The sequence below is a fragment of the Streptomyces sp. NPDC001714 genome, from assembly GCF_042892755.1.
Taxonomy (GTDB): domain Bacteria; phylum Actinomycetota; class Actinomycetes; order Streptomycetales; family Streptomycetaceae; genus Streptomyces.
This window is the reverse complement of sequence record NZ_JBIAUL010000029.1, coordinates 50873-70929: the sequence shown is the minus strand read 5'-3', so window position 1 is coordinate 70929 and position 20057 is coordinate 50873. Positions and strand designations below refer to the sequence as shown.

The 20057-nt window shown below is 70.6% G+C and carries 17 protein-coding genes and 2 pseudogenes; 14 read left to right on the top strand and 5 right to left on the bottom strand.

From position 1 onward, the window contains the following. Nucleotides 1–149 precede the first annotated feature (149 nt). Together ACFY0P_RS45980 and ACFY0P_RS45975 are read right to left on the bottom strand one after the other, a co-directional pair. Nucleotides 150–632 carry a DoxX family protein gene (locus ACFY0P_RS45980; protein WP_388928240.1) on the bottom strand — a complete coding sequence of 161 codons (483 nt, stop codon included), beginning with the start codon at nt 630–632 and terminating at the stop codon, nt 150–152. 434 nt (nt 633–1066) lie between these two features. After that, nucleotides 1067–2017: pseudogene (locus ACFY0P_RS45975) on the bottom strand (Ku protein); the annotation flags it as partial. Nucleotides 2018–2145: 128 nt separating this feature from the next. Between ACFY0P_RS45975 and ACFY0P_RS45970 the strand changes: the two are divergent. The 6 genes from ACFY0P_RS45970 to ACFY0P_RS45945 all read left to right on the top strand — a co-directional run bounded on the left by ACFY0P_RS45970 (nt 2146) and on the right by ACFY0P_RS45945 (nt 9655). Next, nucleotides 2146–3309 carry a tyrosine-type recombinase/integrase gene (locus tag ACFY0P_RS45970; RefSeq protein ID WP_388928179.1) on the top strand — a complete coding sequence of 388 codons (1164 nt, stop codon included), beginning with the start codon at nt 2146–2148 and terminating at the stop codon, nt 3307–3309. Further along, on the top strand, nt 3306–5792 hold the full coding sequence (locus tag ACFY0P_RS45965; RefSeq protein ID WP_388928176.1) for a tyrosine-type recombinase/integrase: 2487 nt from the start codon (nt 3306–3308) through the stop codon (nt 5790–5792). The genes ACFY0P_RS45970 and ACFY0P_RS45965 overlap by 4 nt, the downstream gene beginning before the upstream one ends. After that, nucleotides 5789–6322 (top strand): DUF6262 family protein, encoded by a 534-nt coding sequence (locus ACFY0P_RS45960; protein ID WP_388928174.1) that lies wholly within the window; start codon nt 5789–5791, stop codon nt 6320–6322. The genes ACFY0P_RS45965 and ACFY0P_RS45960 overlap by 4 nt, the downstream gene beginning before the upstream one ends. A 94-nt stretch (nt 6323–6416) precedes the next feature. After that, the gene (locus ACFY0P_RS45955) at nt 6417–7463 is read left to right on the top strand and encodes a Ku protein (protein WP_388928171.1); all 1047 of its coding nucleotides are present in this window, start codon (nt 6417–6419) and stop codon (nt 7461–7463) included. Nucleotides 7464–7655: 192 nt separating this feature from the next. Further along, nucleotides 7656–8321 carry an ArsR/SmtB family transcription factor gene (locus ACFY0P_RS45950; protein ID WP_388928169.1) on the top strand — a complete coding sequence of 222 codons (666 nt, stop codon included), beginning with the start codon at nt 7656–7658 and terminating at the stop codon, nt 8319–8321. Continuing rightward, a complete protein-coding gene (locus tag ACFY0P_RS45945; protein ID WP_388928167.1) occupies nt 8318–9655 on the top strand; it encodes an MFS transporter in 1338 nt (445 codons plus the stop codon). The genes ACFY0P_RS45950 and ACFY0P_RS45945 overlap by 4 nt, the downstream gene beginning before the upstream one ends. A gap of 105 nt (nt 9656–9760) precedes the next feature. Here ACFY0P_RS45945 and ACFY0P_RS45940 read toward each other — a convergent pair. Next, nucleotides 9761–9886: pseudogene (locus ACFY0P_RS45940) on the bottom strand (Ku protein); the annotation flags it as partial. Nucleotides 9887–9938: 52 nt separating this feature from the next. Here ACFY0P_RS45940 and ligD point away from each other — a divergent pair. After that, complete coding sequence (gene ligD, locus ACFY0P_RS45935; RefSeq protein ID WP_388928164.1) at nt 9939–10820, top strand: non-homologous end-joining DNA ligase; 882 nt, start codon at nt 9939–9941, stop codon at nt 10818–10820. A 25-nt stretch (nt 10821–10845) separates the two neighbouring features. Here ligD and ACFY0P_RS45930 read toward each other — a convergent pair whose 3' ends face one another. After that, nucleotides 10846–11649 (bottom strand): nuclease-related domain-containing protein, encoded by an 804-nt coding sequence (locus ACFY0P_RS45930; RefSeq protein ID WP_388928161.1) that lies wholly within the window; start codon nt 11647–11649, stop codon nt 10846–10848. Nucleotides 11650–11750: 101 nt separating this feature from the next. Here ACFY0P_RS45930 and ACFY0P_RS45925 point away from each other — a divergent pair, with 101 nt between their 5' ends. From ACFY0P_RS45925 to ACFY0P_RS45895, 7 genes are all read left to right on the top strand, one after another. Beyond that, entirely contained in the window at nt 11751–12257 is a 507-nt protein-coding gene (locus ACFY0P_RS45925; protein ID WP_388928158.1) for a protein phosphatase, read from the top strand. A gap of 107 nt (nt 12258–12364) precedes the next feature. Beyond that, nucleotides 12365–13087 carry a hypothetical protein gene (locus ACFY0P_RS45920; RefSeq protein WP_388928156.1) on the top strand — a complete coding sequence of 241 codons (723 nt, stop codon included), beginning with the start codon at nt 12365–12367 and terminating at the stop codon, nt 13085–13087. Next, nucleotides 13084–14313 (top strand): ATP-binding protein, encoded by a 1230-nt coding sequence (locus tag ACFY0P_RS45915; protein ID WP_388928154.1) that lies wholly within the window; start codon nt 13084–13086, stop codon nt 14311–14313. Before ACFY0P_RS45920 ends, ACFY0P_RS45915 begins: the two co-directional genes overlap by 4 nt. A gap of 280 nt (nt 14314–14593) precedes the next feature. Further along, nucleotides 14594–14839, top strand: a complete 246-nt coding sequence (locus ACFY0P_RS45910) for a hypothetical protein (protein ID WP_388928151.1) — start codon at nt 14594–14596, stop codon at nt 14837–14839. 95 nt (nt 14840–14934) lie between these two features. Further along, complete coding sequence (locus ACFY0P_RS45905; RefSeq protein WP_388928148.1) at nt 14935–16296, top strand: FtsW/RodA/SpoVE family cell cycle protein; 1362 nt, start codon at nt 14935–14937, stop codon at nt 16294–16296. Continuing rightward, nucleotides 16293–17783 carry a penicillin-binding transpeptidase domain-containing protein gene (locus tag ACFY0P_RS45900; RefSeq protein ID WP_388928145.1) on the top strand — a complete coding sequence of 497 codons (1491 nt, stop codon included), beginning with the start codon at nt 16293–16295 and terminating at the stop codon, nt 17781–17783. The genes ACFY0P_RS45905 and ACFY0P_RS45900 overlap by 4 nt, the downstream gene beginning before the upstream one ends. A gap of 105 nt (nt 17784–17888) precedes the next feature. After that, nucleotides 17889–18827 carry a diiron oxygenase gene (locus ACFY0P_RS45895; protein ID WP_388928142.1) on the top strand — a complete coding sequence of 313 codons (939 nt, stop codon included), beginning with the start codon at nt 17889–17891 and terminating at the stop codon, nt 18825–18827. 33 nt (nt 18828–18860) lie between these two features. On the opposite strand, the gene ACFY0P_RS45890 is transcribed toward ACFY0P_RS45895, so the two are convergent. Then, nucleotides 18861–19979, bottom strand: a complete 1119-nt coding sequence (locus tag ACFY0P_RS45890; RefSeq protein ID WP_388928140.1) for an NlpC/P60 family protein — start codon at nt 19977–19979, stop codon at nt 18861–18863. Nucleotides 19980–20057: the final 78 nt, after the last annotated feature.

The following is a 20057-nucleotide window of genomic DNA, read 5'->3' as shown; positions in this document are numbered from 1 at the left end:
GTGCGGTGGGTCCATCGCGCGGATCGCCGAAACGGCCTGCCGGCTCATCCCGGCCTGACGGGCGACGCCGTTGAGGCTGCCTGCGGATGGGCCGCTCCTCGACGGTGTCGAGGAGCGGCCCCGCTGCCCGGTTGCCCAGGACCCGGATGTCAGATGCTCAGGGCGATCGCGGCCCCGATGCCGCCCAGGCCGAGCGCGACGGCGGCCGGGAGCCAGCCGCCCGAGCGCCAGGGGAAGAACCGGTCGAGGGACAGCCGGCCCGGGCCGATGGCGGTGAGGGCGAGGGCGACGACGCAGATGGAGACGCTGTACTCGACTCCGCCGTTCTGGATCCACAGGCCGTGGGCACCGCTCACGGTCACCATGGCGTTGATCATCACACCGATGACGGCGGCGGCCGCCAGCGGGGTGAGCAGTCCGACCGCCAGACCGAGGCCCCCGCAGAGTTCGGAGAGACCGCCGATCACGGCGAAGACCTTTCCCGGGTGGTAGCCGAGGGCGTCGAAGCCTCTGCCGGTGGCCGCCAGGCCGGGCCCGCCGAAGATGCCGAACAGCTTCTGCGCACCGTGGCCGGCCAGCAGCAGTCCGAAGGTCAGTCTGATCAGCAGCAGTCCGCACTCGGCGGCGGACAGCCTGGGAACCGCATGGGTGGCATGCGTCGCGTCCGGCGGGCCCTGGGGGGTCCTGGCCGCCGTGCCGGCGGGCCTGCGGTCGTCCGCCGCGGGGGCACGTACCTGGGTCAGCGACAGGGCACGGGTTCTGCCGAGGGGGTGGAAATGCAGTGCACGCATGTCAATGCCTTCACGGATGGGGACGGGCTGTCTGCCCGCCGTACAGCGGGCCTCCCCCCGTCACCCAGCATTGCGCCATCTCTGCACCATATCTACCGATAAGTTGAAATATGCACTATTTCGAACGGTGATAACCGGGCCACCCGGCGAGCCCCGGCCACACGCCACGGGGCAGGCCGCGGTGAGGGGACCCGAGCGGCGCACGATGACGGTCCGCCAGGTGGGCCGAGGCCCCCATCCGACGCGAGCCGCCCGTGCCACCCGGTGCGGCACTTTCACGCGGAGCGTTTGCGAGACGAAGCCGTCTTCTTGCCAGTCGCCTTCTTGGCAGCCGTCTTCTTGGCGGTCGTCTTCTTCGCGGCCGCCTTCTTCGCGGCCGCCTTCCTGGCCGTGGGCTTCTCGGCCGTGGACTTCTCGGCCGCCGCACTCTTCGCCGCCGTCTTCCCGGCCGTCGGCCGCTTCGCCGCCGTCTTCTTCGCCCCGGACGCGGACTTCTTGCTCGGCAGCGGCGTGACCTCCGCCTCCTCGGCCTCCGCCTCCGCCTCCGCCGCCCCTTCCCCTCTCGACTCCTTCGCCGCCCGCACGCTCTTCTCCAGGGCCGCCATCAGGTCGAGGACCTTGCCGCCCTTCGCCGGTTCGGGGGCCTCGGGCGGCGCCTCGCCGGCCGCCTTCGCGGCGATCACCTCCTCCAGCGCCTCCCGGTACTCGTCGTGCAGGTCCTTCAGGTCGACCTCGCCGAGGGTGTCCATCAGGGCGTCCGCGAGGTCGAGTTCCTTGTCGCGGACGGTGACGTCGACATCGGGGGCGAGCCCCTCGGGTGCGCGGACCTCGTCCGGCCAGAGCAGGCCGTGCATGGCGATGGCGTCGCCGACCACCCGGAGCATGCCGAGGCGCTCGCGACCGCGCAGGGCGTACTTCGCGATGGCCACCTTGTTGCTGCGCTTGAGGGCCTCGCGAAGGAGCGTGTACGGCTTCGCGGCCGGGGCCCCGGAGGCCGCCAGGTAGTACGCCGCGTCCAGCTGGAGCGGGTCGATCCGGTCCGCCGGGACGAACGCGACGATCTCGATCGTGCGGGCGGTGGGGATGGGCAGGTGGGACAGGTCCTCGTCGGTGATCGGGACGATCGTGCCGTCGGCGTCCTCGTACCCCTTGCCGATCTCCGACTGGGTGACCTCACGCTCCTCCAGCTCGCAGAACTTGCGGTAGCGGATGCGGCCGTTGTTCTCCGGGGGTTCCGAATGTGTGGCGTGACGTAGCAGTGCCCTTCCTCGTTGAGCGTGCTGCGACGGTTCTCTGGGGGTGTTGCTCCGTGGTGGACCGTTGCGGCCTGTCCATGGAGCAAGGAGATCAACGGGTGCGTGCTTTCCCGGTCCGGATGCCGTCCGGTACTGCGTACTGGACAGTGGTCGACACTGAGATGCAGGTGGTGAACGAAGCCGACCGGTACTTGCGGGGTCTCAGGTTGAGCAGGGATCGCGCGGAGTCGACGACGAAGGCATACGCCGGAGCGATCGCGTTGTTCCTGCGCTGGTGTACAGCGACGGGACGAGACTGGCACTCGGCTGCCCGCGATTTGAGCTCCTTCATCCTCTGGCTGAAGTGGCAGCCGGCCGGGACGGAGGGGCAGGCGACAGTCGTGCCGGGGCCCGGCGGGAGGCCCGCACGGGAAGCACGTCGGATCAATGGCGTGCTCACAGCGGTTCGCGGCTTTCTGGCTCACGCGGTGACGGAGCGGGATGTTCCCGGCTGGGTGCTGGAACAGCTCTACCAGCTCGGGGACAGCTTGGACCTCCCCCTTCAGGCACAGTCCGAAGACGGCAGACTCCGCTATCGACTCCAGGCTCAGCATCGCCTCCCGGAGACGGAGAGGGCCGTGGACCGGGCCAGCGACGCAGAGATCGTGGCGATGTTTCGGGCCTGTCGCTCGGCGCGGGACAGGTTGCTGATCCTGCTGCTGGCCCGAGTGGGGCTTCGCCGCGGGCAGGCGGCGGGCCTGCGCCGCTGTGACGCCCACCTGCTCGTGGACTCGACCACCCTGGGATGCCGTCTGGAAGGCGCCCACCTGCACGTCGTACGGCGGCAGAACCCGAACAACGCCTGGTCGAAGTCGCGCCGTCCGGTGGTGCTGCCCGTGGACTTCCTGGTGGTGCAGGCGTTCGACCAGTATGTCCTGGAGCGGCACGAACGGCTCGGGACGGCGGGCAGTGATTTCCTGCTCGTGAACCTCTTTCGCGAGCCCTTGGGGTCGCCCATCACACCGGACGCGATCGGCGAGACCGTGGAGGCCCTGACTCGCCGCGCCGGGCTGGACCGCAAGGTCACCCCGCACATGATGCGGCACGCTTTCGCCAGCAATGTCGCGGACTCCGGCGGCTCGTTGGACGAGATCCAGTCTCTCCTGGGCCATAAGAACCCGGACTCGGCTCGTCCTTACCTGCACCCCGCGCAGTCCCGGCTCCGCGAGGCGATCAGCCGTGTTCCCTCGCCGAGGGACCTGGGCGGGGAGCCAGGCCGATGACACTCAACGTTGTCCGCCTCCAGCCCCCCGGGCAGGAGGCGGAAGACGGTGGTGCCGCAGCCTTGTGGGCAGCGGTCGATCCGGAGTTCCTGGCCGTCTTCGGCTGGTCGCTGGACACCGGCGTGCTGTTCTTCCCCGCAGACCACCCGCTGTTGGGCACGCCGCTGTGCCGGGTACAGGGCTGCGTGCAGACCAGCGTCGCCAGGCAGTTGTGCTCCGGCTGCCGGTTGCGGTGGAAGCAGGCCGGGGAGCCCCCGCTGGAGCAGTTCGCCGAGATGGACCGCGGCAACTGGCGGCAGGCCGGGGTCGAGGACTGCTCCGTGTCCGGATGCCAACGGCCGTTCTCTTCCTGGCGACGGCCGTTGTGCTCGACTCACCTCGCGCAATTCAAGCGCCGGGATGTGACGCTGGAGGAGTTCCTCACCCTCGGCGACGTAATCGCGCTGCCCGCTTTCGGCCCCTGTGAAGTCTCCGCCTGCCACCGGTACAGGGACGGCTTGTCTCCGTACTGTCACGCCCACCGCGAGCGCTGGAGAAAGGCAGTCGCCCGCGGCCTGAGCGAGGACGACGAGAAGCGATGGCGGCGCACGACAGCGCCCGTGTCCGCGAACAACGAGGTCAGCCTGCGCGGACTGCCGGATCGTGTGGTGGCGGAAATCCTGTACGGCGTCCAGGCCCGAACGCGCGAGGGACTCCACACCACTCAGTTCCTGCTCCGCACCCTGGCCAACCGGCTCCGCGAACTCGAACTGCCCTCGCTGACCGCGGTGGACCCGGCTCATGTCTCACGCGGTACGCGCGGTCTCTGCAGCAGCCTGGTCACGCTCGTAGGCCGGTTCGGCCTGACGCCGGAGGGCGAGCGGACCAAGGACGTGTGGAGCGGTGCCGCGTTCGGGCACGCCGGGCGCCTCGGGTTCACCGCGATCCACCAGCCCTGGCTGAGGGCTGCTGCCAAGGAATGGGCGTTCTTCTCCCTGCCTCAGCGGCGTGGCAGCGTCATGAGCAGCATCCAGGACATCCTCAGCGCGTTCACCCTCCTGTCCGAGAGCCTGCGGCTTCAACGCGAGGATCATGGCGACGACATCCGCGCGCTGAACCGTCGGGACATCAAGGCGTTCACCAACCGACTGGCCTTTCTGCACCACAGCGGGAACATCTCGGCGCGCAGACGGGTCAGGGTCGTCCGCTACGTCCGTACCCATCTCGCCCGGATGCGGTCACTGGGACTGACCCGGCCTGGTCAGCCGCTGCACGGGCTGCCGGATGACTTCGCGATCCTCGCGGAGGACATCCCAGATGACCCGGAGGACACCGAAGCCGGCAAGGACCTCCCAGCCGACGTCATGCGGCAGATCTGCGAGCAGTTGCCTTCGATGGTCGGGCAAGCCCGGAACGGCAACGAGAACCGGGTGGCCGCCGAATTGCTGATCGACACCGGGAGACGGCCTCAGGAGATCTGCCAGCTGCGCTGGGACTGCCTCAAGCAGGATGCCGACGGGCAGCACGTGCTCATCTACGACAACTACAAGGCCAACCGTCACGGACGCAGGCTGCCGATCTCCCAGGCCACGGCAGGCGTGATCACCAGACAGCAGGAACTGATCCGCGCCGACTTCCCGAGCACACCGACCGACCAGTTGATGCTGCTGCCCACCCGGGTGGCCAACCCACACGGCATCAAGCCCATCACACCGGGATGGCTGTCCGGCCGCCACCGCGAGTGGATCCGGTCCCTGCCCGAGTTCCTGGTGCCCACTCGGGTCGAGATGGACGGTCTGCCGGTCACCCAGATGATGCCCTTCGACAAGTCCAAGATCTTCCTTTACGCATACCGGCACACCTACTGCCAGCGACATGCGGACGCCGGGGTCGCCGTCGACGTCCTCAGAGCCTTGATGGATCACCGGCGTCTGGACACCACTCAGGCCTACTACCGAGTCACCGAACAGCGGCGGCGCGAGGCCGTGGACCGCGTCACCGAGATACAGTTCGACCGGCACGGCAAGCGTATCTGGCGCCAGGCCAAGGAACTGCTCGACTCCGAGCACGCCCGCCGGGCCGTCGGCGAGGTCGCCGTTCCCTACGGCGTCTGCACGGAGCCGTCGAACGTGGCAGCGGGCGGACACGACTGTCCCGTCAGATTCCGCTGTGTGGGCTGCGGTCATTTCCGTACCGACGTCTCCTACTTGCCCGACCTGGAGGCCTACCTCGCTGACCTGCTGCGCAACCGCGAGCGGATCGCCGCTGCGCTGGACGCGGACGACTGGGCGAAGGCCGAGGCGATGCCGTCGGACGAGGAGATCCACCGTGTGAGACGACTCATCAAGCGAGTCAAGGACGGCCTGGACGACCTCGACGCAAACCAGCGCGCCGAGGTCGAGGAAGCCGTCTCCGTGGTGCGCCGAGGTCGGCAAAGCGTACTGCTGGGGATGCCACGAGTCCGCCAGCCTCTCCCCGATCTGCGTCCAGAAAGGCCGCTGTGACCAGCAAGAACAATCTCCCCATGGCCGAAGGGCGGCGCGGGGACTCAGTACGCCGACGGCAGCGAGTCGAGAAGGCCATCAGCGTCGCGGTCAAGGAAGGCGGAGATCTCACCGTCTCCGGCATCGCCCGAACCGCCGGAGTCGACCGATCCTTCCTCTACCGCCACCGCGACCTGCTGCAGCACCTCCACACCGCAGCGACGGCACCGCCGTCCGGCGAAGGACACGCCCAGGTCAGCAGAGCCTCCCTGCAAGCCGACCTGGCGAACGCACTGGAGCGCAACGCCCGGCTCACCGCCCGCGTCCGGCAACTGGAGAACCGACTCTCCCAGCAGCTCGGCGAACAGGCCTGGCGGGATTCGGGCCTCGGAGCGCCCGCCGACATCGACCACCTCCAGCGCCAGATCACCACGCTGGAACAGCGAGTGGTGGAACTCCAAGGCCAGCTCGAAGACCGCACCGAGGAACTACAGGCCGCGCGTGCGGCCAACCGCGAACTGACCCGAACGCTCAACCAGACCCACCGCTGACAACACCTGTTCTTCCGAACCGTCCAGGTGGCGCACGCCGAGATGCGATCAGCGGCCAGGGGATGTGCCATGGGAAACAGGAGGTGGGAAGGCCATGGCCCGAGCGGTCTGGAGCGGTGCTCTCTCATTCGGGCTCGTCGCCCTGCCGGTGCAACTGTTCACGGCGACGGAAAGTCACACGATCCGCTTCAACCAGCTCCAACGCGGAACGTCCGACCGGGTGCGCAACAAGCGAGTCAACGAGCGCACCGGCGAGGAAGTCCCCATGGAGGAGATCGTCAAGGGCTTCGACATGGGGGACGAATACGTGGTCGTCGAGCCCAGCGAACTGGACGAGATCGCCCCTGGCCAGTCCAAGTCGCTGGAGATCACCGGTTTCATCGACCTGGACCAGGTCGAGCCGGTCTTCTTCGACAAGACCTACTACCTGGCCCCCAAGGGCAAGGAGTACGCCAAGGTCTACGCCCTGCTCCACAGTGCCCTGGCCCACGCGAACAAGGTCGGTATCGCCACGGTCGTCATGCGCAATCACGAGTACTTGGTCGCGGTGAAAGCAGAGGGTGACGTCCTGGCGATGCACACCATGCACTGGGCGGACGAGGTCCGTGACCCTCATCGGGAAATCGGAAGTCTCCCGGAGGAGACGCAGGTCGCCGAGAAGGAGCTGCAGACGGCGGTGCAGCTGGTCGAAGCGCTGAGCACCGACTGGAATCCGGAGGAGTACCACGACACCTACCAGGAGAAGGTGCTCCAGCTCGTGGAGGCCAAGCGCACTGGTCAGACGGTGGAGAAGGGTGAGCCGCCGCCGCGTTCCACCAACGTCATCGATCTCATGAGCGCGTTGGAGGCCAGTGTCAAACAGGCCGAGACGACAAGGAAGGGAAGCGGGAAGGGGGCGCAGAAAGCCGCGGGCACGAGTCCTCCGACGCGGTTGAAGACAGCGGCCGAAAAGCGCGCCGGCCGTACGGCAGGAAAGGCAGCGAAGTCCTCGAAGGTTTCGGAGCTGGAGGGGCTGAGCAAGGCCGAGCTCTACCAGCGCGCATCGAACGCCGAGATCCCGGGTCGTTCATCGATGACCCGCGACGACCTACTCAAAGCCCTTACCGGCAGGAGGGGGCGTCGCGCCAAACAAGCCTCCTGACATGGGAACAGTGACGGTGGGCCGTGATCGTCCCCTAACTCGTGAACGGCAGCGCCGGCGGGACCGTGGCCCCGGCCCTGGTTCAGGAATCGGTCGACAGATGAGCAGCGGCACCTCGAGCGAGATGAACCACAAAGAGTTCTTCGCGAAGATCTCTTTGCGAAGAACTCTTTGCGGACTACCGTGTGTCGCATGACTGATGCAGTAGAGAGGCCGGACGGCCCGAACGTCGAAGAGGACTCGGTCGTCCTGGATGCCAAGGGGCTGCGTGCCCTGGCACATCCGGTGCGCGTGCAGCTGGTCGGGCTGCTGAGGAAGTACGGCCCGTCGACGGCCACCCGCCTCGCTGAGCGACTGGGCGTGAATTCCGGTACGGCCAGCTACCACCTCCGGCAGCTCGGCGCGGCCGGTTTCGTCGAGGAGGACACCGAACGCGGCAACGCGCGAGAGCGCTGGTGGCGTTCGGTGCACCGGACTACCTGGTTCAACGATCCGGAGCTGGCCGAGCGGGAGCCCGAGGCCGCACTGGCTTACCAGCAGTCCGTCGCCGCCATCTACACCCTGCGCACGCAGCAGACCCTGAACGAGCTTCAGACGATGCCCCGTGCATGGCGGAACACCTTCGACATGAGCGACTGGGCCTTGCGGCTCACCCCCGAGGAAGCCACCGCCCTGTACCGGGAATTGGCCGAAGTCATCGCGCGCTACCGGCGAGACGCGCCGGAGACTGCGGCGAGTGCCCCCGAGGGAGCCGAACGGGTCGCCGTGATCACGCAGATCCTGCCCGAACTGGATGCGCCTGCTGCGTCGCCACTCCCTTCCGGCCCTCAAGAAGAGGAAGGAAGCCTGACGTCATGACCGACGACGCCTCGGAGGCCGGCGGCATACCCGGCAAGAGGCCCTTACGGCCCCTGGGCGGGGTGCTGGCGGCCATGGTTGTGTCGCTGACCGGCACCCGGATCTCCGTTGTGGCGCTGCCCTGGTTCGTCCTCGTCACAACCGGGAGCGCCACCCAGACCGGACTGGTCGCCTTCTGCGAGATGGCGCCCTACGTGGTGGTCAAGGCGTTCACCGGGCCGCTGGTCGACAGGATCGGCCCGCGGGCCGTTTCCTGGACCACCGATCTGGCCAGCGCAATCGCCGCCGCCGCGGTTCCCCTGCTCCACGCCCTGGATCTGCTGTCCTTTCCGCTCCTGCTGGCCCTGGTCGCGCTGATCGGCGCGGCCCGGGGACCCGGCGACCTGGCCAAGGAGGTGATGGTCCCGGAGGCGGCTGAGCGCGGCCAGGTGCCGCTGGAGCGGGCCACCGGTCTGGCTGGTGTGATCGAGCGGCTGGCCTCTACCGTCGGCCTGGCGGTCGGCGGATCCCTGGTGGCGATGCTCGGTCCCCTGAGCGGACTCGCCGTCAACGCGGGCTGCTTCGCCCTCGGATCGGTGATCATCAAACTCGCGCTGCCTCGCAGCATGGGGCACGCGGTCGAGGAAGCCCCCTCGCCCGCCGGGGAAACGGGACCGGGCTACTGGCGGCGGTTCGGCGAGGGCTTCACCTTCCTGCGCGGTGAGCCGCTGCTGCTCACCGTCATCGTCATGTGCGGCATCACCAACCTGCTGGACGCGGCGATCACTTCGGTGCTCGTACCCGTCTGGGCCAGGGAGTCTGGCAACGGGCCGACCGCGATCGGCCTGATGGGCAGCGTGATGGGGGCCACGGCGGTCGGCGGGAGCCTGATCGCCGCGGTGGTCGCGCACCGGCTGCGGCGGCGGGTGGTGGTTCTCACCGGGTTCCTGCTGGCCGGGGCACCGAGGTTCCTGATCCTCGCTTTCGATGCTCGGTTGGGGGTGGTACTGGCCGTCTTCGCGATCAGTGGGTTCGGTGCCGGCTTCGTCAATCCAGTGCTGGGGGCCGTCCTCGTCGAGCGGGTGCCACGCCGGATGCTGGGCCGGGTCAACGCCCTCGGTGACTCGCTGGCCTGGGCCGGTATCCCTCTCGGCGGGCTGCTCGCCGGGGCGGCGGTGACCGCCGTCGGACTCGTGCCGGTGCTGCTCGCCTGCGGTACCGCGTACTTCTTCACCACGAATCTCGCTGGACTACGGCCGGACTGGCACGAGATAGACCGGACGCGTGGACGGGGCGTCGTGAAGCCGCATTCCAAGGAGGACGCCTCACCAGGCAGTGCGAATGCAGCGACATGACGTTTACGGGAGTCCGCCACAGCTGTTGCAAGCCGAGAGACCCCGATCCAGGGCCCCCACCTGCGCCGATATCCACCGGCCTGCCAGCAGAACGACCCACACCCCCAGAGAACCGTTGTCCTCGGTGTGGACCTGACGGAAGGAGATCGAGTGGCTCTCCGTGGCGTTCACCAGCTTGATCGGGATGCTGACGAGACCGAAGGAGATCGCGCCGTTCCAGATGGATCGCACGTGCGGCTTCCCTCCGTCCAGGGCGTACGCCTTTGTATGAGATTGTCATCGTATGACGCCGATCACAGAGGTGGACGGGCGACGGATCGCGCTCAGCAATCTGGAGAAGGTGCTGTATCCGGCGACCGGGTTCACCAAGGGCGAGCTGCTGCACTACTACGCGACGACGTCCGGGGTCCTGCTGCCGCACCTGCGGGACCGGCCGGTCTCGTTCCTCCGGTACCCGGACGGTCCTGACGGCCAGGTCTTCTTCGCCAAGAACGTGCCGCCGGGTACGCCCGAGTGGGTCACGACCGCCGAGGTGCGCCGGTCGGAGGGGGCGGCCCGGATGGTGCTGGTGCAGGACCTCGCGAGTCTGATGTGGGCGGCGAACCTGGTGACCGAGTTCCACACGCACCAGTGGCTGGTGGGGACGCCGGACGAGGCGGACCGGATCGTCTTCGACCTGGACCCCGGGGCGCCGGCGACGGTGGTGCAGTGCTGTGAGGTCGCGCTGTGGCTGCGGGAGCGGCTGGCGGCGGACGGGATCGAGGTGTACGCCAAGACGGCCGGGTCGAAGGGGCTGCATCTGCTGGCGGCGGTGCGGGGGGCGTCCAGCGAGCGGGTGAGCGAGTACGCGAAGGCGCTGGCGGTGGAGGCCGAGCGGGCGCTGCCACGGCTGGTGGTGCACCGGATGACCCGGAGTCTGCGGCCGGGGAAGGTGTTCGTGGACTGGAGCCAGAACGCGGCGCGGAAGACGACGGCCACCCCGTACACGGTGCGGGCGCGGCGGGAGCCGACGGTGTCGGCGCCGGTGACGTGGGACGAGGTCGCGGAGTGCCGGGCGGCGGGGCAGCTGGTGTTCCGGGCGGGGGACATCGCGCCGCGCCTCCAGGACCACGGGGACCTGCTGGCTCCGCTGCTGGACGCGGGGCGCGCGGCGACGCTGCCCTGAACGCCCTCAGTGCCCTACGGGGCCCCTACACCCTCACCCACGTGTTCCGGTCCCGCGCCATCGCGTGCAGGGCCTCCACGTCCGCCGGCTTGAGGACGCCGCCCAGGCGGGACAGGGTGTCCAGGTCCCGGTCGCGGAGGATGTGGACCTCGCGCGGCGGGGCGGTCAGCCTGACGTCCGCCGGCTCGGTCAGGGCCAGGACCGGGCGGACCTCCGCCGTGAGCGCGTACGAGGCCCGGTCGGCGTCCGCCCGCAGGCGGCGCAGGAGTGGCTGGGGCTCACGCCGGCCCAGTGTGATCATCGGGTCGGCGACCAGGACCTTCTGCTTGCGGGCGTAGAGGGAGTGGACGCAGAACAGCCCGCCCGGCCCGATCAGCAGGTGGTGCAGGCGGTCGCCGCCGGGCAGCGGGACGGAGTGCAGGGCGTGCCAGCCGGCCCCGTCCAGGCGGTCCAGCGCGTCGCCGACGGTCTGTTCCGCGGTCAGGGCGCGGCGGCGCGGGTCCGGGCGCAGGCGGTGGGCCGGGCCGGGGTCCCGGTCGAGGGCGACCAGCAGCGCCTCGCCGGGGCGGTTGGGCGCCAGGTCGTCGTCGGGATGCAGGCTCAGCCGGGCCAGTTCGGCGGGGGTGGGCACGGGTGGCGGGCCGATCGTGACCGGGCCGGTCAGGAACGGCCTGAGGGTCTCCAGCACCTCGTCCCGCCGCTCCTCGCTGAGCAGGTTGACCCGGCCCGCCTCCCGGTCGTACCAGGCGACGTTCCTTCCGTCCGTGAGGCATACGTACAGTCGCTCCTGGCCGTGCCGCCAGGCCGGCACGACGCGCAGTCCGCTCATTGCGCCATCACCCCTCGACCATGGGAACAGGCGGGGTGCTCCAGGGGCAAGAACCCCGCTACCTTTGACAGGGGTTGGCGCGCGCAGCGGGGAGGCGCCGGGTGCGGATCCGTGGGGAGCAGTACGACGTGCCGGCTCCGGACAATCCTTGGAGCGAGGTGCTGCCCGGGCTGTGGATGGGCGGGCACGAGTTCCGGGAGCGTTCGGGGCAGTTGGAGGCTGCCGTGGTGCGGGACGAGTTCGATCTGGTGCAGAGCCTGCTGCGGATGCCCGGGCACGGTCCGGCCGACGGGGTCGAGCACCATGTGTGGCCGATACCGGACGGGCCGCTGGACGGTACCCAGCTGGCGGGCGTGATGCGGCTCGCACGGGCGGCCAGCGAGGCCCTGGACGCGGGGCGGTCGGTGCTGGTGCGCTGCTACAGCGGGTACAACCGGTCGGGGCTCGTGGTCGCGCAGGCGCTGGTGCACCAGGGGCGTACGGCCGAGGAGGCGATCCGGCTGGTGCGGGCCCGCCGCTCGCCCTGGGCGCTGCACAACGAGCTGTTCGTGGCCTACCTGCGGGCCGGTCTGTCCACCGCCCGTCTTCTGGAGGACCTCGCCGAGTAGCCTCTCCCGTGCACCGGCGGCCCCAGGCGCAAAAAGGACTTCCTTACAAATCTACGAATAAGGTGTACGGGGCCCCGGCCCACCGACCCCGCCGAGCCAGGAGCAGCGTGCCAGCCCGTCGTCCCGTCCGTACCGCCCTGACCGCGGCCGCCGTCGCCCTGCTGGCGGTGACCGCGGCCGGCTGCGGCGACTCCGGCGGGCTGCGCGGGGCCGGGGCGGCGCCGACCGCGGTCAGCCCCGCGAAGCTCTGGCCCGACCTGCGGCCGGCGGCCAGCCCGGCCTGGCCGTACGACGAGGGCAGCACGCAGGCCGTGAAGGGGATCACGGTTCCCGGGGAAGACATCCGCCGGGTGGATCCGGTGGCCGTCGTACGGGCGGAGATCGCCTCGGATCCGGCGGACTACGGGGCCAAGGGGGCGTACCACGGGACCGCGGACCGGATGAAGGAGTGCACGGCGGGCGGCGGCGGGGCGCGCTGTCCGCTGCTGAAGCCGTACTACCGGGATCTCACCGGGGACGGGCGGGACGAGCTGACGCTCGGGTTCCGGCTGTATCCGACCAACCAGACCGCGCTGCGCGTGTACACCGTCGAGAAGCACCGGCTCGAACAGGTCCTCGACGACGACGACGCGATCATCGGCGTCGAGCTGGCCGGGCGGACGGTGATCGTACGGTCGCCGGCCGGGATCAGCGGGTACGAGTACCGGACGACCTGGGCATGGGATCCGGAGCGGAAGGCGATGGTGTTCTCCCGGGACGAGTTCCTGCGCACCGGTAAGGGACACCACACCCGCCGGCCGATGCCGTCGGCCTCGGCGGGCGCGCGATGAGGCTCCCGCGCTGGGCCGGGACGCTGGCGGCGAAGTCGGCCGCGTTCATCACGGTGATGTGCTGTGCGCTGGCCGCACTGCTCGGCGTCCTGGTGCATGTCTCGGTCACCGACCAGACCGTCGCCCAGGCCCGCGAGCAGGCGCTGTCCCGGCTCGCGGAGGCGACGACCGCGTACGAGGCGGGGGACGCGCTGCCGCGGGGCGCCCGCGTCGACCCGCGAGGGCTGCCCGCGCAGCTGCGGGCGCTGGCGGTGGCCGGGGACCGCGGCACGATGGTCACCCGGGACGACGGTCACCCCACCATGTGGGCGGCGGGCCCGGCCGACCGGCACCGGGCGCTCTCGGTGGCCGTCGACTACTCCCAGCAGGCCCGCACCATCGCAGGACTGGACAGCTCCATCCTCTGGTCGTCGGCGCTGGCCATCGGGGCGACGCTGCTGGTCGGCGCGTTCGCGGTGACCCGGGTGACCCGGCGGCTGCACGGCACCGCGCAGGTGGCCCGGCGGATCAGCGCCGGCGACCTGGACGCCCGCGTGCACGACCCCCGTACGAAGGACCCGACCCGGCCGCAGGACGAGGTGGCCGCCGTCGCCGCCGCGCTGGACGGGATGGCCGCGTCGCTGCAGAGCAAACTGCAGAGCGAGCAGCGGTTCACGGCCGACGTGGCGCACGAGCTGCGGACGCCGCTGACGGGGCTGCACGCGGCGGCGGAACTGCTGCCTCCGGGGCGGCCGACGGAACTGGTCCGGGACCGGGTGGCGGCGCTGCGCACGCTCACCGAGGACCTGCTGGAGATCTCCCGGCTCGACGCGGGCCGGGAGCGGCTGGAGACCGACGCGGAGGCGCTGGGCACGCTGGCCGAGCGGGTGGTGCGGGCGTCCGGGACGGAGACCGAGGTGAAGGTCGCACGGGACGTGTGGGTCGAGACCGACCGGCGGCGGCTGGAACGGGTGCTGGGGAACCTGGTCGCCAACGCGCACCGGCACGGGCGGGGGCCCGTGGTGCTGACGGTGGAGGGGAAGGAGGTCACCGTGCGGGATCACGGGGACGGCTATCCCGAGTACCTGGTGGCGAACGGCCCGCAGCGGTTCCGGACGGAGGGCGGGGCCAGGGGGCACGGGCTGGGGCTGACGATCGCGGTGGGGCAGGCGGAGGTGCTCGGCGCGCGGCTGTCGTTCGCCAACGCGATCGACGGTGGGGCGGTGGCGACGTTGACGCTTCCGTAGGGGGGTGAGCGGTGCGTTGCGCGGCTGCGGGTGGTACGTGGCTGGTCGCGCAGTTCCCCGCGCCCCTAAAGGGGCGCACTGCAGCGCCCCTTCTTTCAGGGGCGCTGGGGGTCCCCCCCGGCCGAAGGCCGGGGGAGGAACTGCGCGAGCAACCCCCACCGGCCGGCACATGCCTCACTCCCCTCGGCCCCCCTTCGGCTCACTGCAAGGGGCGCCCCCCTCCGACCCCTCCTAGCGTGGCGAATAGCCAGGTCCGCACCGATCGCCCGCCGGAGGCACCATGCTCCCCCGCCGCACGCTCATAGCCGTCACCGCCGCCCTCGTCACCCTCTGCGGCACCGCGCCCGCGCTCGCCGACGACGGCTGGGACAGCGCCGACCCGGTGACCGGCCAGTTCGTCGATCCCGACGACGGCCGCCTCGACGGCGTCGGCAACACCGGCGGCATCGGCGGCATCGGCGGGACGACCGACACCGACGACTTCGACTTCCTCGGTCCCGGCGGCCCGGACGACCCCGCCGGTTAAAGACCCCGCCTCCGGCATCGACACCCTCGGCCGTACGCCACGCTGGTGCTGACCAGCAGGACACTCAACTCGCACTATTTGGGTAAGTTCCGGACATGACCAAGGCCGGAACCACCCTGGCGGCGACCGCGACCCCCACCTCCGCCCTACGCCTCCCCCGGCGCCGTGGCATCGAACTCGCCCTGATCGTGCTGGCCGTCCTGCTCTCCGTGTACGGCTACTGCGCGGTCGGCCTGGCAAAGACCGGCACCGTCCCGCCCGGCGCCGCCGGTTACGGCGCCGGCCTCGGGGTCCTCGCGCTCCTCGCCCATCTCGCCGTACGCTTTCGCGCCCCGTACGCCGACCCGCTGCCGCTGCCGATCGGCGTGCTGCTCAACGGACTCGGCCTGGTCCTGATCTACCGGCTGGACCTGCAGACCCCCGGCGACCGGGCGGCTCCCGCCCAACTCGTCTGGTCCACCCTGGGCGTCGCCCTGTTCATCCTGGTCGTGCTGATGCTCCGCGACCACCGCGTGCTCCAGCGCTACGCGTACGTCTGCGTCGCCGCCGCGCTCGTCCTGCTGCTCCTGCCGATCCTCTTCCCGGCCGTCAACGGAGCCCGGATCTGGATCAGGGTCGCCGGATTCTCCATCCAGCCCAGCGAGTTCGCGAAGGTGCTGCTCGCGGTGTTCTTCGCCGCGTACCTGGCCGCCAACCGCGGCGCGCTCGCGTACGCGGGCCGCCGGCTGTGGTTCATGCAGTTCCCGACCGGCCGGGTGCTCGGCCCGATCGTCACCATCTGGCTGGTGAGCGTCGGCGTCCTCGTCCTCGAACGCGACCTCGGCACCTCACTCCTCTTCTTCGGCCTCTTCGTCGTCATGCTGTACGTCGCCACCGGGCGCACCGGCTGGATCGCCGTCGGCCTGCTGCTCGCCGTGTTCGGCGCGGTCGCCGTCGGCCGTCTGGAACCGCACGTGCACGGCCGTATCGAGGACTGGCTGCATCCGTTCGCCTCGATCGACGCGGGCCGGGGACCGAACCAACTCGCGCAGTCCCTCTTCGCGTTCGCGGCCGGCGGGGTCCTCGGCACCGGACTGGGCCTCGGCCACTCCGTCCTCATCGGCTTCGCCGCCAAGTCGGACTTCATCCTGGCCACCGCGGGCGAGGAACTCGGTCTCGCCGGACTCTCCGCGATCTTCCTCCTCTACGGCCTGCTCGTCGAGCGCGGCTACCGGGCCGGGCTCGCCCTGCGCGACCCCTTCGGCCGGCTCCTCGCGGTCGGGCTCGCCTCGATCGTCGCGCTCCAGGTGTTCGTGATCGCGGGCGGGGTGACCGGGCTGATCCCGCTGACCGGCATGGCGATGCCGTTCCTGGCCCAGGGTGGCTCCTCGGTCGTCACCAACTGGGCCATCGTGGCCCTGCTGATCCGGGTGAGCGACTCGGCCCGCCGCCACTACGACGGGCAGGTGGCCCCATGAGCACCGGGTACGGCCGCCGGCGGGGCGGCATGGCCGGCTACGTCCGGCGGGCCCGCGCCCTGTGCGCCCTGCTGCTGTTCGCCCTCCTCGTCAACGCGGCCCGCGTCCAGGTCGTCCTGGCCCGGCAGTACGACGACAACCCCGCCAACCGCCGGAACTCGATCGCCCGTTACGGCCTCCCCCGCGGCGACATCCTGGTCGGCGGCGAGCCGGTCACCGGCTCCCGGGACAGCGGGGAACAGCTGCGCTACGAACGCACCTACCCGCAGGGCCCGTTGTACGCCCCGGTCACCGGCTTCGCCTCCCAGCTGTACGGCACGACGTTCCTGGAGCACGCCGAGGACGGGGTGCTCTCCGGGACCGACCCGATGCTGTCGTCCCTCCAGCTGTGGAACGACACGGGCCGGGCGGTGAGCCCCGGCGGGAACGTCGTCACCACCCTGAACCGGTACGCCCAGGAGGCCGCTTTCCGGGGTCTCGGCTCCCGCAAGGGCGCGGTCGCCGCGATCGAACCGGCGACCGGCCGGATCCTCGCCCTGGTCTCCACCCCGTCGTACGACCCCTCCGAACTGTCCGGCAACGGCGAGGCGGTGACCTCGGCCTGGGCACGGCTGAACGGCGACCCGGAGAAGCCGATGCTCAACCGGGCGGTACGGCAGACGTATCCGCCGGGCTCGACCTTCAAGGTGGTCACCGCGGCCGCCGCCCTGGACGCGGGCGTGGTCACCGACCTGGACGCGCCGACCGACTCCCCCGATCCCTACCGGCTGCCGGGCACCACGACCCGGCTGACCAACGAGGGCGACGGCTGCGCGGACGCCTCGCTGCGGGCGGCCTTCGAGTGGTCCTGCAACACGGTCTTCGCGAAGCTGGGCGTGGACGTGGGGGCGGCGGACATGACGGCGACGGCCCAGGCGTTCGGCTTCAACGACACCCGGCTGCGCATCCCGTTCACCGCCGCGCCGAGCACCTTCGACACGAGCGTGGACAAGGCGCAGCTGGCCCTGTCCTCGATCGGGCAGTACAACACCCGGGCCACGCCGCTGCAGATGGCGATGGTCGCGGCGGCGGTGGCCGACGGGGGGCTGGCGCACCCGCCGTACCTGGTGGAGCGGACCGTGCGGCGGACCGGCGAGACGGTCGGCACGGGCGGTGCGGGGCCGGTGCGGCAGGTGATGAGTGCCGCGACGGCGGTGCGCATGAAGGAACTCATGGTCGACGTGGTCGAGGAGGGCACCGGCACGAACGCCGCGATCCGCGGCGCCACGGTCGGCGGCAAGACCGGCACCGCGCAGCACGGCATCGGCAACTCCGGGGTGCCGTACGCCTGGTTCGTGTCCTGGGCGCAGGCGGACAACGACCTGGAGCCGAAGGTCGCGGTGGCGGTGGTCGTCGAGGACGCGGCCGCGGACCGCGGGGACATCAGCGGCGGCGGGGACGCGGCGCCGATCGCCCGGTCGGTGATGCGGGCGGTGCTCGGGTTCTGAGACGCGGAGTCAACAAGTCGCGCGCGGGGGATTGACCGGCTTGCTGACAAGCGGTCTCATAAGAGCGGACGACGACGTACCCCCGGGTAACGAGGTGAGGGAGCCATGACGACCCTGACGGAAGCCGACGCGGTCGACGGACTGCGGGACGCGCTCGGCCTGCTCAAGGACCGCGAGCAGGTGGCCGAACGGCTGCTCGTCTCCTCCGCGAAGCACTCCTTCGACCCGGACAAGGAGCTGGACTGGGACGCGCCCTTCGAGGACGGCAAGTGGTTCTGGCCGCCGGAGCTGGTGTCGCTGTACGACACGCCGATGTGGAAGCGGATGAGCGAGGAGCAGCGGGTGCTGCTGTCGCAGCACGAGGCCGCCGCACTGGCCTCGCTGGGCATCTGGTTCGAGCTGATCCTGATGCAGCTGCTGGTCCGGCACATCTACGACAAGGCGGCGACGAGTGCGCACGTGCGCTACGCGCTGACCGAGATCGAGGACGAGTGCCGGCACTCGAAGATGTTCGCGCGGCTGATAGCGCGCGGGGACGCGCCCTGGTACCCGGTGAGCCGGGCCCACCAGAACCTGGGCCGCCTCTTCAAGACGATCTCCACGACGCCCGGGTCCTTCACCGCCACCCTGCTCGGGGAGGAGGTGCTGGACTGGATGCAGCGGCTGACCTTCCCAGACGAGCGGGTCCAGCCGCTCGTCCGCGGGGTCACGCGGATCCACGTGGTCGAGGAGGCCCGGCACGTGCGGTACGCCCGCGAGGAGCTGCGCCGGCAGATGGTGACGGCGCCGCGGTGGTCGCAGGAGTTCACGCGGGTCACCTCCGGTGAGTTCGCGCGGGTGTTCTCGGTGGCGTTCGTCAATCCCGAGGTCTACACGAACGTGGGGCTGGACCAGCGGGAGGCCGTGGCGCAGGTGCGGGCGAGTGGGCATCGACGGGAGGTCATGCAGACGGGCGCGAAGCGGCTGACCGACTTCCTGGACGACATCGGGGTTCTTCGGGGGGTGGGGCGGCGGTTGTGGAAGAGCTCGGGGCTGCTGGCCTGAGTTTCGGGTGTGGGAGGGTGGGGGTGGGGTCGGCTACAGAGTCCCGAAGACCTCGTCCGAGCCTTCTGTCGCCGTCTTCGGGATCGTCGGGGGCTTGTAGTGCGCCAGGGAGCCGGCCTTCGGATCGGGGCGTACCGCGCCCAGAATCGGGTTCGCCGCGATCGGGGAGACCTTGACCTTGGCGCCGGGGCGAGGAGCCTGGACCACCTTGCCGTCGCCCAGGTAGAGGGCCACGTGGGTGGCCTCGGGGAAGTAGACGACCAGGTCGCCGGGGCGCAGGCGGTTCAGGGGGACGTGGGGCAGGTCCGCCCACTGTTCCTGGCTGGTGCGCGGGATGGGGGTGCCGGCGTGGTCCCAGGCCTGGGAGGTCAGGCCCGAGCAGTCGTACGACACCGGCCCCGCCGCGCCCCACTGGTACGGCTTCCCCAGCTGCCGCACCGCGTAGCGCACCGCGCGGTCGCCTGCCGGGGAGGGCGGTGGGGTGGTGGTGCCCAGGGCGCCGGACGTGGTGAGCTTCCGCTGGGCGTCCGCCGTCCTCTCCTGCTCCAGGTCGGCGAGGGCCGTGAGCTGGTCGGAGGTGAGGGACACCAGCATGCGCTCCACGTCGGAGAGGCGGTTGCGCACCTCGTCGCGCTGCTTCCTCTGCTTCTCGGCCAGGGCGAGTCGGGTGTCGAGCGCCGTGCGGGCCCGGCGGGCCAGGTCGGCCTGTCTCCGCTCGTCGCCGGCCAGGCGGCCCACCGTCTTCGCCCGCTCGCGCGCCAGCTCGCCGATGACATGGCCCTCGTCAAGCGCGTGCTGCGGGTCCCGGGCGAGCAGCAGCCGTACGTACGGGGAGATCCCGCTGGTGTTCTGGTACTGCTGCCGGGCCAGCCGGCCCGCCTCCGTCCTGCTGGTGTGCAGGGAGCGCCGGGCGATGGCCAGCTCGCCGTCCAGGCGGGTCACCTCGGCGCGCTGGCGCTGCAGCCGTTCCGCCGTCGCGTTGTAGGTCTCGGTGGCCTGTTCGGCCTCCCGGAAGGCCTGCTGCAGGTCCGTCAGCAGCTCGGCGACCGGTTGCGCGGGGTCTGGTGCCGCGAGTGCGGGCAGCGGCGTGAGGACGGCCTGGGCCGCCGCCACCGCGGCCGCACAGGCCAGACGCAGAAACCTTCCTGACACGTCATCACCTCCGATGCGGGACGGTCTCTCCGTTCCACATCGCGATGATCACGCGATAATCGGATATGTATGTGTGGT